This window comes from Pelomonas margarita (assembly GCF_043555875.1).
Taxonomy (GTDB): Bacteria; Pseudomonadota; Gammaproteobacteria; order Burkholderiales; family Burkholderiaceae_C; genus Pelomonas; species Pelomonas margarita.
In genome coordinates, this window is sequence record NZ_JBIGHW010000001.1 from 355,057 (window position 1) to 370,879 (window position 15,823).

A 15,823-nucleotide genomic window follows, 5' to 3' on the forward strand; every position below is an offset into this window, starting at 1 on the left:
GGCGGGCAGGGCGGCGACAAAAAAGAAGGGCGCCCTCGCGGGCGCCCTCCTGGCCGGGTCAGCGACTGCTGATCAGATCAGCGGCGGCTGGCGGTTCAGCTCGTCCTCGTCCTGCGGCCGGGGCTTGACGAGCAGCGGCTCGACCGGCTGCACGGTGCTGGTGACCAGCGTGTCCGTCGGCGTGTCGCCCGGCAGGGTCAGCTCGCTGGGCGCGGCCAGCACATCGCTGAGCTGCAGCTGCACGGTGCTTTCGTCGGCGCTCACCGGCCCGCTCGTGCTGCTGCCGGCGCTGGCATCCCGAGTGAACCACACGTCCGCCATCTCGTGGGTGGCGCCGTCAGTCGTCTGGTAGTTGCCCACCAGGCCAATCAGGTTGCCGTTGTCCAGCGCCGTGGAGCTCTGCGACTGCAGGCTCAGGCTGGCGATGCCCAGCTCGGCCAGCGACTTCAGTTCGCCGCTGTCGGTGATGCCGTCGGTGTCGGCATCGACCCAGATCTGCAGCTGGCTGTAGTTGACATCGGCTGCGTCGAGCTTGCCGTCCTGGTTGCTGTCCAGGGCCGCCATGGCGGCATAGCCATCCTTGGCGCGACTGCCATCGGCCAGCACGGTGCCTTCGCCGAACAGCTCCTTGCCGTCGTTGATGACGCCGTCGCGGTTGATGTCACGCACCAGCAGGCCGTCGCCGCCGCCCACCCAGCCCCATTGCTGCCAGACACCGCGTCCCAGCAGGTCGTAGCTGACGCCCTGAGCCGCCGCGACCGTTTCGACGCCGTCGCCGTCCAGGTCAAGGATGATCGGCGAGACCTGGGCCGGCACCAGCGCGTTGGTCTGCTCACTGCTCAGGGCCTGGATGGCCTCCGACGTGAACGCCCCGGCCTGGGCCATGGACAGCTGGCCGAGGTCGGCCGCATCCAGGCCGACGATCTGCTCGCTGGTGATGGCATGCAGCTGTTCGGTGCTCAGCGCCGTGACCTGCGCCGAGTTCAGCGCCTTCAGGTCCTCGCTGGCCAGCGCGACGATGTGTTCGGTACCCAGGCCGCGCAGGGCCGAGGTGCTGAACGACGCGATGTCCACGCTGTCGAAGGCGGCGATCTCGGAGGTCTGCAGTGCGCTCAGCTGGTCCGACGTCAGCGAGTTCAGCTGAGCCGTGCTCATGGCCGTCAGCTGGGCCGACTCAAAGCCGGCGAACTGCTCGCTGGTCAGGCTGCGCAGCTGCAGCGTGCTGAACGCCGAGATGTCAGCCGTTTCGAACACGCGGATCTGCGCGGTCTCCAGCCCGTCGAGCTGCTGCGTCGTGAAGGACGCGATCTGTGCGGTGCCCAGGGCCACGATCTGGTCGGTGCCGAAGGCGCCGATCTCGTCCGAGCCCAGGCCGCGCAGGGCTGCCGTCGTCAGGTTGGCGATGTCCTGGGTTTCCAGGGCGGCGATCTGTTCGGTGCTCATCGCCTCCATCTGGGCCGAGCTCAGCACCTTGAACTGGTCGGTCGTCAGCGCCCGCAGGTCAGCGGTTTCCATGCCGGCCACCTGGGCGGTGGTGAGGTTGGCCACCTGGGTGGTCGTCATGGAGGCGATCTGATCCGTGCCCAGCGCGTTGAGCTGTTCGGTGCTCAGCGCGCGGATCTGGGCCGTGGTCAAGGCGCGCAGGTCGTCGGTCTCCAGTGCTGCCGTCTGCTCGGAGCTGAGGCCCTTGAGCTGCTGCGTGGTCAGCGACTGGATCTGGGCCGTGCCGAACGCGCGGATCTGGTCGGAGCCGAAGGCATCGATGGTCTCGGAGGCGAGGCCGCGCAGCGCGGCCGTGGTCAACACGGCCAGGTCGGCCGTTTCGATGGCGGCCAGTTGTTCACTGGTCAGCGCCCCCACCTGGGCCGAGCTCAGCACCTTGAACTGGTCGGTTGTCAGTGCGCGCAGGTCGGACGTCTCCAGCTTGGCGACCTGGACCGTCGTCAGGTTGGCGATCTGGCCGGTGGTCATCGCGGCGAACTGGTCGGTGCCCAGCGCATTGAGCTGCTCGGTGCTCAGCGAGCGGATCTGTGCGGTGGTCATGGCGCGCAGGTCATCGGTCTCCAGCGCGGCCATCTGCTCGGTGCTGATGCCCTTGAGCTGCTGCGTCGTCAGCGACTGGATCTGCGCCGTGCCGAGCGCGCGGATCTGGTCGGTGCCAAAGGCGTCGATAGTCTCGGACGTGAGGCCTTGCAGGGCGGCCGTGGTCAGCACGGCGAGGTCAGCCGTCTCGATGGCGGCCAGTTGCTCGCTGGTCAGCGCTCCCACCTGGGCGGAGCTCAGCACCTTGAACTGGTCGGTCGTCAGCGCCCGCAGGTCAGACGTCTCCAGCTTGGCGACCTGAGCCGTCGTCAGGTTGGCCACCTGCACCGTGGTCAGCGCGGCGAACTGATCCGTGCCCAGCGCGTTGAGTTGTTCGCTGGACAGCGCACGCAGCTGCGTGGTCGTCAGCGCGCGCAGGTCATCGGTCTCCAGCGCGGCGGTCTGCTCGGAGCTCAGGCCCTTGAGCTGCTGCGTGGTCAGCGACTGGATCTGGGCCGTGCCGAACGCGCGGATCTGGTCGGACCCGAACGCATCGATGGTCTCGGACGCGAGGCCGCGCAGCGCGGCGGTGGTCAGCACGGCCAGGTCAGCCGTCTCGATGGCAGCCAGTTGCTCGCTGGTCAGCGCGCCCACCTGGGCGGAGCTCAGCACCTTGAACTGGTCGGTCGTCAGGGCCCGCAGGTCGGACGTTTCCAGCTTGGCGACCTGAGCCGTCGTCAGGTTGGCCACCTGCACCGTGGTCAGCGCGGCGAACTGATCCGTGCCCAGCGCGTTGAGTTGTTCGCTGGACAGCGCACGCAGCTGCGTGGTCGTCAGCGCGCGCAGGTCGTCGGTCTCCAGCGCAGCCATCTGCTCGGAGCTGATGCCCTTGAGTTGCTGGGTGGTCAGCGACTGAATCTGGGCGGTGCCCAGAGCGCGGATCTGGTCGGAGCCGAATGCGTCGATGTTCTCCGACGTGAGGCCGCGCAGCGCCGCCGTGGTCAGCACGGCGAGGTCAGCCGTCTCGATGGCGGCCAGCTGCTCGCTGGTCATCACCGCGGTCTGGGCGGAGCTGAGCGCCTTGAACTGGTCGGTCGTCAGCGCGCGCAGGTCGGATGTTTCCATCGCGGCGACCTGGCTCGTCGTCAGGTTGGCCACTTGCACCGTGGTCATCGCGGCGAACTGATCCGTGCCCAGCGCGTTGAGCTGCTCGGTAGCGAGCGCGCGGAGCTGCGTGGTGGTCAGCGCGCGGAGGTCGTCCGTCTCCAGCGCGGCCATCTGCTCGGTGCTGATGCCCTTGAGCTGCTGCGTCGTCAGCGACTGGATCTGGGCCGTGCCGAGCGCACGGATCTGGTCGGAGCCGAAGGCATCGATGGTTTCCGATGCAATGCCGCGCAGCGCGGCCGTGGTCAGCACGGCGAGGTCAGCCGTCTCGATGGCGGCCAGCTGTTCGCTGGTCATGGCCGCCATCTGGGCGGAGCTGAGCGCCTTGAACTGGTCGGTCGTCAGCGCGCGCAGGTCGGCCGTCTCCAGGTCAGAGACCTGGGCCGTCGTCAGGTTGGCGACCTGGGCGGTGGTCATCGCGGCGAACTGGTCGGTGCCCAGCGCGTTGAGCTGTTCGCTGGACAGCACGCGGATCTGCGTGGTGGTCAGCGCGCGCAGGTCATCGGTCTCCAGCGCGGCCATCTGCTCGGAGCTGAGGCCCTTGAGCTGTTGCGTCGTCAGCGACTGGATCTGGGCCGTGCCCAGAGCGCGGATCTGGTCGGAGCCGAAGGCGTCGATGTTCTCCGACGTCAGGCCGCGCAGCGCGGCGGTGGTCAGCACCGCGAGGTCGACGGTCTCGATGGCCGCCAGCTGCTCGCTGGACAGCGCACCCACCTGGGCCGAGCTGAGCACCTTGAAGTGGTCGCTGCTCAGTGCGCGCAGGTCGGACGTCTCCAGCTTGCCGACCTGGGTCGTCGTCAGGTTGGCGACCTGGCCGGTGGTCAGCGCCGCGAACTGGTCGGTGCCCAGCGCGTTGAGCTGCTCGGTGGACAGGGCCCGGATCTGCGCCGTGGTGAGGGCGCGCAGGTCGTCGGTCTCCAGCGCCGCCATCTGCTCGGTGGACAGACCCTTGAGCTGCTGCGTGGTCAGCGATTGGATCTGGGCCGTGCCCAGCGCCTGGATCTGGTCAGAGCCGAAGGCGTCGATGGTCTCGGACGAGATGCCGCGCAGCGCCGCAGTGGTCAGTACGGCGAGGTCGGCAGTTTCGATGGCCGCCAGCTGTTCGCTGGTCATGGCCGCCATCTGGGCTGAGCTGAGGGCCTTGAACTGGTCGGTCGTCAGCGCGCGCAGGTCGGCGGTCTCCAGGTCAGAGACTTGGGCTGTCGTCAGGTTTGCGACCTGGCCGGTGGTGAGCGATGCGAACTGATCGGTGCCCAGCGCATTGAGCTGCTCGCTGGACAGCGCACGGATCTGCGCCGTGGTGAGGGCGCGCAGGTCATCGGTCTCCAGCGCGGCCATCTGCTCGGTGGCCAGGCCCTTGAGCTGCTGGGTGGTGAGCGACTGAATCTGGGCAGTGCCCAGGGCGCGGATCTGGTCGGAGCCAAAGGCGTCGATGGTCTCCGAGGTGAGGCCGCGCAGCGCGGCGGTCGTCATCACCGCAAGGTCAGCGGTCTCGATGGCGGCCAGCTGTTCGCTGGTCAGCGCGCCCACCTGGGCAGAACTCAGCACCTTGAACTGATCGGTGCTCAGCGCACGCAGGTCGGACGTCTCCAGCTTGGCGACCTGGGCCGTCGTCAGGTTGGCGACCTGGCCGGTGGTCAGCGCCGCGAACTGGTCGGTGCCCAGCGCGTTGAGCTGCTCGCTGCTCAGCCCGCGCAGCTGCGCAGTGGTCAGCGCACGCAGGTCATCCGTTTCCAGTGCGGCCATCTGCTCGCTGCTGATGCCCTTGAGCTGCTGCGTGGTCAGCGCCTGGATCTGGGCCGTGCCCAGGGCGCGGATCTGGTCGGACCCGAAGGCGTCGATGTTCTCCGACGCGATGCCGCGCAGCGCGGCGGTGGTCAGCACCGCGAGGTCAGCGGTCTCGATGGCGGCCAGCTGTTCGCTGGTCATCGCGGCGATCTGTGCCGAGCTGAAGGACTTGAACTGGTCGGTCGTCAGCGCGCGCAGGTCAGCCGTCTCCATCGCGGCCACCTGGGCCGTGGTCAGGCTGCTGATCTGGGCCGTGGTGGGCGTGGCGAACTGCTCGGTGGTCAGCGCATTGAGCTGGTCGGTGGCCAGGCCGCGGACTTGCGTCGTGCTGAGCGCACGCAGGTCATCGGTCTCCATGGCAGCCATCTGCTCGGTGGAGAGGCCCTTGATCTGCTGGGTCGTCAGCGACACGATCTGGGCCGTGCCCAGCGCACGGATCTGGTCGGAGCCGAAGGCATCGATGCTCTCGGACGCGATGCCGCGCAGCGCCGAGGTGGTCATCACAGCGAGGTCGGCGGTCTCGATGGCGGCCAGCTGTTCGCTGGTCAGCGCGCCCACCTGGGCGGAGCTCAGCACCTTGAACTGGTCGGTGCCCAGTGCACGCAGGTCGGACGTTTCCAGCTTGCCGACCTGGGCCGTCGTCAGGTTGGCGACCTGGCCGGTGGTCAGCGACGTGAACTGGTCGGTGCCCAGCGCATTGAGCTGGTCGGTGGACAGGCTGCGCAGCTGCGCAGTGGTCAGCGCACGCAGGTCATCCGTTTCCAGCGCGGCCATCTGCTCGGTGCTGATGCCCTTGAGCTGCTGCGTGGTCAGCGACTGGATCTGGGCGGTGCCCAATGCGCGGATCTGGTCGGACCCGAAGGCGTCGATGTTTTCCGACGCGATGCCGCGCAGCGCGGCGGTGGTCAGCACGGCCAGGTCGGCGGTCTCGATGGCGGCCAGCTGCTCGCTGGTCATCGCGGCGATCTGTGCCGAGCTGAAGGACTTGAACTGGTCGGTCGTCAGCGCGCGCAGGTCGGCCGTCTCCATCGCGGCCACCTGGGCCGTGGTCAGGCTGCTGATCTGGATGGTGGTGGGCGTGGCGAACTGCTCGGTGGTCAGCGCGTTGAGCTGGTCGGTCGCCAGGCCGCGGACCTGGGTCGTGCTCAGGGCGCGCAGGTCCTCGGACTCCATCGCGGCCATCTGCTCGGTGGAGAGGCCCTTGATCTGTTGCGTGGTGAGCGCCTGGATCTGGGCCGTGCCCAGCGCACGGATCTGGTCGGAGCCGAAGGCGTCGATGGTTTCGGAGGTGATGCCGCGCAGCGCGGCCGTGGTCATCACGGCGAGGTCGGCGGTCTCGATGGCGGCCAGCTGTTCACTGGTCATCACCGCCGTCTGGGCGGAGCTGAGCGCCTTGAACTGGTCGGTCGTCAGCGCCCGCAGGTCGGCGGTTTCCAGGTGAGACACCTGGGCGGTGGTGAGGTTGGCGACCTGCGCGGTGGTGAGCGACGCGAACTGGTCGGTGCCCAACGCGTTGAGCTGCTCGGTGCTCAGCGCGCGGATCTGCGCGGTGGTCATGGCCCGCAGGTCGTCCGTTTCCAGCGCGGCCATCTGCTCGGTAGAGAGGCCCTTGAGCTGCTGGGTGGTGAGCGACTGGATCTGGGCCGTGCCGAGAGCGCGGATCTGATCGGAGCCAAAGGCGTCGATGTTCTCGGACGTGAGGCCGCGCAGCGCTGCCGTGGTCAGCACGGCGAGGTCGGCGGTCTCGATGGCGGCCAGCTGCTCGCTGGTCATCGCGCCCGCTTGGGCGGAGCTCAGCACCTTGAACTGGTCGCTGGTCAGCGCGCGCAGGTCGGCGGTTTCCATGCCGGCCACCTGGGCCGTGGTCAGGTTGGCGACCTGGCCCGTGGTCATGGCGGCGATCTGGTCGGTGCCCAGCGCGTTCAGCTGCTCGGTGCCCAGCGCGCGGATCTGCGCCGTGGTGAGCGCGCGCAGGTCATCGGTCTCCAGCGCGGCCATCTGCTCGGTGGCCAGGCCCTTGAGCTGCTGGGTGGTGAGCGACTGGATCTGGGCCGTGCCCAGCGCGCGAATCTGGTCGGAGCCAAAGGCGTCGATGCTCTCCGACGCGATGCCACGCAGCGCGGCCGTGGTCAGCACGGCCAGGTCGGCCGTCTCGATGGCGGCCAATTGTTCGCTGCTCATCGCGCCCACCTGGGCGGAGCTCAGCACCTTGAACTGATCGGTGCCCAGTGCACGCAGGTCCGACGTCTCCAGCTTGCCGACCTGGGCCGTCGTCAGGTTGGCCACCTGGCCGGTGGTCAGCGCCGCGAACTGGTCGGTGCCCAACGCGTTGAGCTGCTCGGTGCTCAGCGCGCGGATCTGCGCGGTGGTCATGGCCCGCAGGTCGTCGGTCTCCAGCGCGGCCATCTGCTCGGTAGAGAGGCCCTTGAGCTGCTGGGTGGTGAGCGACTGGATCTGGGCCGTGCCGAGAGCGCGGATCTGATCGGAGCCGAAGGCGTCGATGTTCTCGGACGTGAGGCCGCGCAGCGCTGCCGTGGTCAGCACGGCGAGGTCGGCGGTCTCGATGGCGGCCAGCTGCTCGCTGGTCATCGCGCCCACTTGCGCGGAGCTCAATACCTTGAACTGGTCGCTGGTCAGCGCGCGCAGGTCGGCGGTTTCCATGCCGGCCACCTGGGCCGTGGTCAGGTTGGCGACCTGGCCCGTGGTCATGGCGGCGATCTGGTCGGTGCCCAGCGCGTTCAGCTGCTCGGTGCCCAGCGCGCGGATCTGCGCTGTGGTCAGCGCACGCAGGTCGTCGGTCTCCAGGGCCGCCATCTGCTCGGTGGCCAAGCCCTTGAGCTGCTGAGTAGTGAGCGACTGGATCTGGGCGGTGCCCAGGGCGCGGATCTGGTCGGAGCCGAAGGCGTCGATGGTTTCCGATGCAATGCCACGCAGCGCGGCCGTGGTCAGCACGGCCAGGTCGGCCGTCTCGATGGCGGCCAGCTGCTCGCTGGTCATGGCGGCTGTCTGGGCAGAGCTGAGCGCCTTGAACTGGTCGGTCGTCAGCGCACGCAGGTCGGCCGTCTCCAGGTCGGAGACCTGGGCCGTCGTCAGGTTGGCCACCTGGGCGGTGGTCATCGCGGCGAACTGGTCGGTGCCCAGTGCATTGAGCTGTTCGGTGCCCAGGGCACGGATCTGCGCCGTGGTGAGCGCACGCAGGTCGTCGGTCTCCAGGGCCGCCATCTGCTCGGTGGCCAGACCCTTGAGCTGCTGGGTGGTGAGCGACTGGATCTGGGCCGTGCCCAGCGCGCGGATCTGGTCGGAGCCGAAGGCGTCGATGGTCTCGGACGCGAGGCCGCGCAGCGCGGCAGTCGTCATCACGGCGAGATCGGCCGTCTCGATGGCCGCCAGCTGCTCACTGGTCATGGCGCCCACCTGGGCGGAGCTCAGCACCTTGAACTGGTCGGTGCTCAGCGCACGCAGGTCAGCCGTCTCCAGCTTGGCGACCTGGCCGGTCGTCAGGTTGGCGACCTGGCCCGTCGTCAGCGCGGCGAACTGATCTGTGCCCAGCGCATTGAGCTGGTCGGTGGAGAGCCCGCGCAGCTGTGCGGTTGTCAGCGCGCGCAGATCATCGGTTTCCAGCGCGGCCATCTGCTCGGTGCTCAGCCCGCGCAACTGCTGGGTGCTCAGCGACTGGATCTGGGCCGTGCCGAAAGCGCGGATCTGGTCGGACCCGAAGGCGTCGATGGTCTCGGAGGCCAAACCGCGCAGCGCGGCCGTGCTCAAGGCGTTGAGGTCGGCGGTCTCGATGGCCGCCAACTGCTCGGAGGCGAGGGCGGCGACCTGGCGCGAGGTCAGCACGCGGAATGCGTCGGAGGTCAACGCGCGCAGGTCAGCCGTCTCGATGGCGGCGAATTGCTGGGTGCTGAGGCTGCTGACTTGTGTGGTGGTCAGCGCGGCCATCTGCTCGGTGACCAGGGACTTCACGTCCTCCGACACCATGCCCTGCAAAGCTGCCGTCGTCAGCCGGGAGATGTCTTCCGTCTCGAAGAACGCGAACTGCTCCGAGCTCAGCGAGCGGATCGCGAAACTGGACAGCGTGGACACCTGCGCGGTGGTCAGGGCCCGGAGCTGGTTGGACTCGAAGGCCGCCCAGTCTTCCGAGTTCAACGCGCGCAGGGTCGCCGAGGTCAGGCCGGAGATCTGTTCGCTGGTGAGGCTGCTGATGATGGACGACATGTTCTCTCTACCTCAGGTTGGCGCGGCTGGGCGTGCTGACGGATCGGGCCTGTGCCGATGTCCGCGCCGTCCGCTGCTCGTGAACGAGCAGCTGGCGACGCGCGGAAATGCACCGGGGCAGTGTGAAGAAGGCAAAACCTGAACGGGATTTCGGCAAATCAGCCGGCATCTTTAACCTGCAGACGGACGAAGGGCGGCCCGCCCCTCGAGGTGGCGACGGTTGTACCGTCGGAGATCGACCACGTTCGCCGGCTGGCTGCACGGAAATCCTTCAGACGTTAATTTGTCGATGGAATGCTAGGACTCTTCCATATCGGCAGTGACCTGAACAGCTTGAGCTTAGTTGTCCTGTTTTTCGCTATCGACCGGCTCGTTAGGCGCTCCAATCGCTTCGCCAGGGGGTAACTTGAGCACTATTTCATGCATGTCACGACGCTGATCCCGGCCTACAAGACCAAATACCTCATCGAGCTGCTGACGGGCTTGATCACGCAGACGCATGCGCCGAGCCGGGTCATCGTGTCGGACGACAGCCCCTCGGGCGAGTTCGGTGCGCTGCTGCGCTCGCCCGCCATGGCGCTTGCCATGCAGAAGCTGCCCATCGAGATCCACACCGGCCCGCGCGCGGGGGCGTACGAAAACTTCAAGCACCTGGTCAAGCTGTGGGGCGGCAGCACGGAGTTCTGTCATCTGTTGCTGGACGACGACCTGCTGTACCCGGACTTCTACATGCGCCACATGATGGTGCACGCCACCGGGCGCCACCCCTGCAGCATCAGCGCGCGCTGGAATGCCAACGAGCGCGGCCAGCCGGTGGAGGGCATGCCGGTGCCCAAGGCGGTCTGGCTGTCGAACGACCGCAGCCTGCTGCTGGACGCGACCGTGCTGTTCTCGACCACGGTGCCGGACTGCCAGAACTGGCTGGGCGAGTTCTCCAACTGCGTGATGCGCAAGGAGACGGCCGACCTGCTGCACGAGCCGGCTTTCGGCGGCGTGCCCTACGCCGGGCTGTGGGACCTGGGCCTGTTCCTGGCGGCCAGCCTGATCAATCCCGTCGTCTATATCCAGGACCGGCTGGGTGCGTTCCGTGCCGGCGGGGAGGGGCATTCCGCGCAGTTGCTGGGCAAGCACATGAAGGCGGCACACCTGGCCTACGCGGCGCTGGCCCTGGGGGGCGTGCGCATTGGCCGCCTTGGGGCGGACTCGGCGCGCCGCGCCTATGCCGGCCTGCTGGCGCCGCTGCAGCAGCGTTACGGCCAGGAGGCCGACGTGGCGCCCTTCATCGACATCCTGCGCCGGCTCAGCCAGGGCGATGTGGCTGCCGAAGGCGAGTTCCTCGCGCACTGGCAGGTCTTCCTGGCCAGCCACAAGTTCTGAGGAGTGCCGTGATGGACGCCCGCCAGATTCCCATCGTCGTTGTCTCTTACAACAGCCCGGCGCTGATTGCGCAGCTGCTGTCGTCGCTGCGGCGCTTCTATCCCAACCCCGTGCATGTCGTGGACGGCTCCGGCGACGAGCATGTGCCCGCCATCCGCGCGGCGGTCGCGCCCTTCGACGGCGTCAGCCTGCACGTGCAGGGCTACAACATCCACCACGGGCCCGGCATGGCCTGGGCGGTGGAGCACCTGCCGCTGGGGTCGGTGGCGCTGTTCCTGGACAGCGACATCGTCGTGCTGCGCGACGGCTTCATCGAGGCCTTGCTGGCGGAGCTGCAGCCGCAGCACTATGGCGTGGGCGGTGTGGCCTACGTCAACCGTGAGGGCTTCGACATCCCCTATGCCTATGGCGCCGTGCCCTATCTGCACCCGCCCTGCATGCTGTGCAACATCGAGGTGATGAAGCGCTGGCCACTGCCCATCAAGCATGGCGCCCCGATGTTCGCGCCCATGCTGGCGCTGCACGACGCCGGACAGTCAGGTCTGTTGCGCCACCTGGACTGGACGCTCAACGACGTGACGCCCGGTACGGCCAAGGTTTACATCGACCATGTCGGCCGCGGCACGGTCATCAACACCCAGGGCTATCACCTGGATGAATGGATGGCCGAGGTGCGTGCCCGCCAGGCTGGGGCGCCGTCGGCGCCCGAGGCTGCGGCCCCGCCGCCCGTCGCGCCGGCCGCGCTGGAGCCGCCGGGGTTCAACCCCACGGTGTTGGCGCTCATCCCGCCGGGCGCGCGCCGCATCGTGGAGGTGGGCTGCAGCACGGGCGGCCTGGCGCAGGCGCTCAAGGCGCAGCGGCCCGACGTGCAGTTCATCGGCCTGGAGCTGGACGCCAAGGCGGCCGAGCTGGCCCGCCAGCGTTGCGACGAGGTGCTGCAGCTGGACATCGAAAGCGCCGGCCCCGAGTTCTTCGCCCGCCTCCAAGGCCAGGACTGCTGGGTGTTCGGCGACGTGCTTGAACACCTGCGCGACCCCTGGCGCGTGCTGGCCGAGGTGGCCCGCGTGCTGGCGCCCGGCGGCTGCGTGGTGGCCAGCGTGCCCAATGCCCAGCACTGGAGCGTGCAGGCGCGGCTCAACATGGGCTTCTTCCAATATGAGGCCACCGGCATGATGGACCGCACGCACCTGCGCTGGTTCACCCGCCAGACGCTGCTGCAGCTTTTCGACGGCGCCGGCCTGCAGGTGGACCGTTGCCAGCCCTGCATGGTGGTGGAGCCGCCGATGCGGGAGCGCGCGCTGGCCGGCGTGCGGCAGATGGCGACGGCGCTGGGGCGCGACCCGGAAGAGGCTGTGCGCGACGCCATGCCCTTCCAGTACGCGCTGCGCGCCCAGCGTCCCGCCGCCTGAGCGCTTCTCTGGCGCGCGAAGCCGGCCTTGCGTGATGGCGGCTTCTGCTCCACGGCGCGCGCCGGTAGTCTGCACGGCAGCAAAACTTGCGCGTGCCGCGCTGGGCTGACCGGCCCGTGGCACACCGGAAGGCGGAGTGGCCACAAGCGGCTTCGCGGGTTCGGTCGCAAGGCTTTGCCTGGCCGATCAGCCCTCAGAATGGCCGCCTTCGCCGCGATTGCCGACCGATGCGCCACGCTCTGCTGATCCTTGCCTTGCCCCTGCTGCCCACGCTGGCGTTTGCCTGGGGTAACCACAGCCCGATGTGCTACAGGGCCTTCGAGCGCATGCCCGAGGTCGCCCAGGCGCAGTTGGTTCGAGCCGAGCCGCTGGTTGACTTCTTGCGCGCGCAGGAGCCGGCCATCGCGCAGCTGCTGGATGCCCAGGAAGCCTGGGCACTTGAACACCTGCAGGGCCATGCCGCACGCCCCGAGGCCCTGCGCTTCGTGCCCGACCCCGCTCGCAGCGACGCCGACCGGCGCGCGGCCTTGCTGCGCGCACTGCGGCTGTCGCCGGACACCCGGTTGGCGCTGTACCTTCAGGAAGACCCGCGCCAGCCCGAGCCGCAGCGGCCGCCATTGAGTGCGGCCGCCGTCAGCGCCGTGCCCAACAGCAAGGGAGCGACACAGCGCTTCGTCGCGCTGCAGCCCGGGGAGTCTGTCGCGCCGCTGGCCGTGCTGGCTTCGGCCTGCGACGAGCCTGACTACGGTCACGACCTGAATCTGTTCGACGACAACCCGGGCAGCCCAGCTGCGCCGTCCTATGGCTTCGGCCGGCAACCTTTCGGCAACCCGGCCGTGGCCATCGGCTCGCAGGCGCCGTTCCACATGGGCTTTTTTCATCAGGGTGCGGTGTTCAACACGCTGGCGCCCAGCTTTGCGCGCACCTTCACCGAGTTGCGCGTGCAGCAGTATGGTGGCCTGGCCGTGCTGGCCTGGCATACCGGCCATGCCTACTGGGGCTGGCGCTTCGCGGGGCTGGCGCTGCACCACGTGCAGGACCTGACGCAGCCCTATCACGCCAGCGCCGCGCCCGGAGCCAGTCTGCCGTACATGATGTGGGTCAACCTCAAGGCCCAGCTGGGCGCGCCGGCCGACCGGCAGGGTCTGGTGGTGCTGCAGAGCAACCGGCACTTCGTGCTGGAGAATTTTCAGACGCTCTGGATCATGGCCGCCGCCCGCCGCCAGCAGGATGGGCCGCTGGAACAGGCGCTGCGTGATGGGCTGCTGGACGCGCACTATCCGCCGTGGAGCCCGGCCTATGTGCGCGCGGTGGTGGCAGCGCAGGCGCATGCGGCCGGGCCGGCGACGGACGCGGCCGTGGTAGTCGGCGCGCCGGCGAAATTTGTCTCCGACCCCAATTTCGACTTTGCAGCCAATGAGGAGCAGCTGGGGCCGGAGCTGGCGCGCGACATGCAAGGCCAGCGCGATGCGCTGCAGCAGCAGGTCGCGACGCTGCTGGGCCGTTTCGGCGCGCACAGCCGCAATGCCTTGCGCGGGCTGCTGCGCCAGGCCGGGCCTTGAGCCCGGCCCAGGGGGAGATCAGCCGCGGCCGATGGTCGGCGCCGCTTTGAACGGGATGGTGCCGCGCTCGAACACGATGACGCTGTCGTAGAACGAGATGCCGAAGGTGTGGCGAGCGAAGAAGTCCTGCGGTACCTGGCCGCGCGAGTGGTCGGCGTTGAGCTTGTCCACCAGCGACTTGCTGACGTTCACGAAGGAGTCCGGCTGGTCCAGCCCGCCGCCGTACTCGGGCCAGTAGCAGGTGTGCAGGTCTTCCGCGATGTACAGGCCGTTCTTGGCGATGCGCGGGTACAGGAACTCGAAGGACCTCAGCAGGTGCTGCATGCGGTGGCTGCCGTCGTCGATGACGATGTCGAAGGTGCCGAACTCGTCGATCAGCGACTGCAGGAACTGCGGGTCGGACTGGTCACCGATGCGCACATGAATGCCCGGCTCCTCATGCTGCTTGCACTCGGGGTTGATGTCGATGCCGACGATGGTGGCCATGGGGCCGAGGAAGCGCTGCCACATCTGCAGCGAGCCGCCCTTGAACACGCCGATCTCCAGCACCGTGATGGTCCGGTTGCGGAAGGGCGCCAGGTGCCGTTCGTAGATCGGGAAGTAGTGCACCCACTTGTGGATCAGCTTCTGGTCGTTGGTCTTGAAGTCTTGCCAGAGGTTCATGCGGCGTCTTCCTGGTGGTCAGGGGGTGAGGGGGCGGCGCAGCTCGGAGAACAGCACGTGGGCGCGCTGTTCCTGCTTCACCATGTCGAAACGGCCCTGGAAGCCGTAGATGCGGGCGGTCGGGTCCGGCCCGGCGAAGTACACCGGGAAGGTCTCGGCCGTAATGATGTTGACGTGCGTCGGATCCTGCCAGGCCTGCGGATGCGGGAAGCTGGGCGTGGCCGACAGGAACACGCCGCCGGGCTTGAGCTTGCGGTGGATCTCGCTCATCAGGCGCACGAACGGGAAGATCGTGCGGCCGTCCACGTACAGCACGCGCGGCATGTGCTCGATGAAGTGGAAGGCGGTGATGAAGTCGAACTCCTCGTCCGGGCCGGGGATGGGCTGGACGAACAGGTCGGCCGAGCGGATGCGCGGGTTGTCGAGCTGGCGGATGTCCAGCCCGTACACCTCGTCGGCGTTGTAGGGGTTCTGCGGGTTGGGGCCGCAGCCGAGATCCAGCGTGGTGGTGGGCATCGGGTCGGTTGCTCAGGGGTGGCGGGTCAGGCGGCTGGCGCCAGGAACTGTCGGGCGCCATCGAGGAAGTAGGGCAGCAGGTCAGGCCGTTCCTCGGACAGGCCGTTGCCCAGCGTGCGGAACAGCTGCTGGCGGTGGAACTCGTGGATCTGTGACCGCGCCTGCTGGAAGGCGTCGGCCGAGCTCAGCGCGCGCAGCGCGCCGATGTAGCCGTCGAAGAAGGTGAACTGTTGCCAGCGCGCCGCCAGCGTGCTGTAGCCAGCGATGCCCGAGGGCAGGTTGTGGCCGGTGCGCACCGGCTCGGCCGGGTGGTACAGGCAGGGGGCGCCCAGCAGCAGCAGTGCCAGGCTGAAGCAGGCCTGCGGGTAGACGTTGTCTCGCCGGTTGGCCACAGCCTCGATCAGCGGCAGCAGGCGCTGTGCCCAGGCGCGGTTCAGCGTGACGCCGGGCAGGTGGTTGCAGCAGTTGCGGTAGTCGTGCAGCGCGATGGGGCCGACGGCCTCGCGGCCCCGGTACAGGCTGCCGTCCGCGTTGCGGAATACCGGCGTCACCCACGCAGGCGCGGTCTGTGCTTCGGCCAGGTCCAGCGCCAGCCGCAGCACCTCGTCGGCCTGCAGCCAGTCGTCGTCGGTGCTCACCAGCAGGTAGTCGCCCGGGCAGTGGCGGATCAGGTGGAAGAAGTTGCCGCAGAAGCCGGCCCGCTCCTCGTTCTTCATGACCCGCAGCCAGTCGCCGTCCCGGGCGCAGGGCAGGGCGCGCACGGCATCGAAGGCGCCGTCGGGCGAGTCGTCGTCGATGACCAGCACGTTGATGCGCTCGCGATGCGCGGGCGTGCAGGCCGCGTCCAGCCGTGACAGCACCTCGAGCAACGCGTCCTTGCGGTTGTAGCTCGGGATGCCGATGGTGATGCGCGAGGGCGTCATGTGTCCAGACATCCTAGGGCCTGGCCTGTCCCGGCATCATGCGAACAAGCGCCGAGGGGCCGGCCAGTTGTGTGCCGCTGTCGCCTGCGTGTGGCCTGCATATAAATTCGTTGATTGCGAAGCCTTGGTCTGGTTCTGGCGCAGAATTGGACGATTCACGAAGGCTATGCTTCAGCGGGAG

Annotated in this window: 7 protein-coding genes; 3 read left to right on the forward strand and 4 right to left on the reverse strand. The window is 68.3% G+C overall.

Annotation, left to right across the window (positions count from 1 at the left end; genetic code table 11):
• Positions 1-72: 72 nt before the first annotated feature.
• Complete coding sequence (locus ACG0Z3_RS01665; RefSeq protein ID WP_394394730.1) at positions 73-9,192, reverse strand: hypothetical protein; 9,120 nt, start codon at positions 9,190-9,192, stop codon at positions 73-75.
• A 420-nt stretch (positions 9,193-9,612) separates the two neighbouring features.
• Here ACG0Z3_RS01665 and ACG0Z3_RS01670 point away from each other — a divergent pair, with 420 nt between their 5' ends.
• The 3 genes from ACG0Z3_RS01670 (at position 9,613) to ACG0Z3_RS01680 (ending at position 13,540) form a co-directional block, all read left to right on the forward strand.
• Positions 9,613-10,569, forward strand: coding sequence for a glycosyltransferase family protein (locus tag ACG0Z3_RS01670; protein WP_394394732.1), 957 nt, complete (start codon positions 9,613-9,615; stop codon positions 10,567-10,569).
• 11 nt (positions 10,570-10,580) lie between these two features.
• Complete coding sequence (locus tag ACG0Z3_RS01675) at positions 10,581-11,978, forward strand: methyltransferase domain-containing protein (RefSeq protein WP_394394734.1); 1,398 nt, start codon at positions 10,581-10,583, stop codon at positions 11,976-11,978.
• A 227-nt stretch (positions 11,979-12,205) separates the two neighbouring features.
• Positions 12,206-13,540, forward strand: coding sequence for a phospholipase C/P1 nuclease family protein (locus tag ACG0Z3_RS01680; RefSeq protein WP_394394736.1), 1,335 nt, complete (start codon positions 12,206-12,208; stop codon positions 13,538-13,540).
• Positions 13,541-13,558: 18 nt separating this feature from the next.
• Here ACG0Z3_RS01680 and ACG0Z3_RS01685 read toward each other — a convergent pair whose 3' ends face one another.
• From ACG0Z3_RS01685 to ACG0Z3_RS01695, 3 genes are read right to left on the reverse strand one after another with little or no spacing between them, the layout of a single operon-like run.
• Positions 13,559-14,203 carry a class I SAM-dependent methyltransferase gene (locus ACG0Z3_RS01685; protein ID WP_394394738.1) on the reverse strand — a complete coding sequence of 215 codons (645 nt, stop codon included), beginning with the start codon at positions 14,201-14,203 and terminating at the stop codon, positions 13,559-13,561.
• An 18-nt stretch (positions 14,204-14,221) separates the two neighbouring features.
• Positions 14,222-14,719 carry a methyltransferase domain-containing protein gene (locus tag ACG0Z3_RS01690; protein WP_394394740.1) on the reverse strand — a complete coding sequence of 166 codons (498 nt, stop codon included), beginning with the start codon at positions 14,717-14,719 and terminating at the stop codon, positions 14,222-14,224.
• 26 nt (positions 14,720-14,745) lie between these two features.
• A complete protein-coding gene (locus ACG0Z3_RS01695; protein WP_394394741.1) occupies positions 14,746-15,642 on the reverse strand; it encodes a glycosyltransferase family 2 protein in 897 nt (298 codons plus the stop codon).
• Positions 15,643-15,823 lie beyond the last annotated feature (181 nt).

Coding starts and splice junctions, on each gene's coding strand:
- ACG0Z3_RS01670 (WP_394394732.1), top strand. CDS start 9,613: ATGCATGTCACGACGCTGATCCCGGCCTACAAGACCAAATACCTCATC.
- ACG0Z3_RS01675 (WP_394394734.1), top strand. CDS start 10,581: ATGGACGCCCGCCAGATTCCCATCGTCGTTGTCTCTTACAACAGCCCG.
- ACG0Z3_RS01695 (WP_394394741.1), bottom strand. CDS start 15,642: ATGACGCCCTCGCGCATCACCATCGGCATCCCGAGCTACAACCGCAAG.
- ACG0Z3_RS01680 (WP_394394736.1), top strand. CDS start 12,206: ATGCGCCACGCTCTGCTGATCCTTGCCTTGCCCCTGCTGCCCACGCTG.
- ACG0Z3_RS01685 (WP_394394738.1), bottom strand. CDS start 14,203: ATGAACCTCTGGCAAGACTTCAAGACCAACGACCAGAAGCTGATCCAC.
- ACG0Z3_RS01665 (WP_394394730.1), bottom strand. CDS start 9,192: ATGTCGTCCATCATCAGCAGCCTCACCAGCGAACAGATCTCCGGCCTG.
- ACG0Z3_RS01690 (WP_394394740.1), bottom strand. CDS start 14,719: ATGCCCACCACCACGCTGGATCTCGGCTGCGGCCCCAACCCGCAGAAC.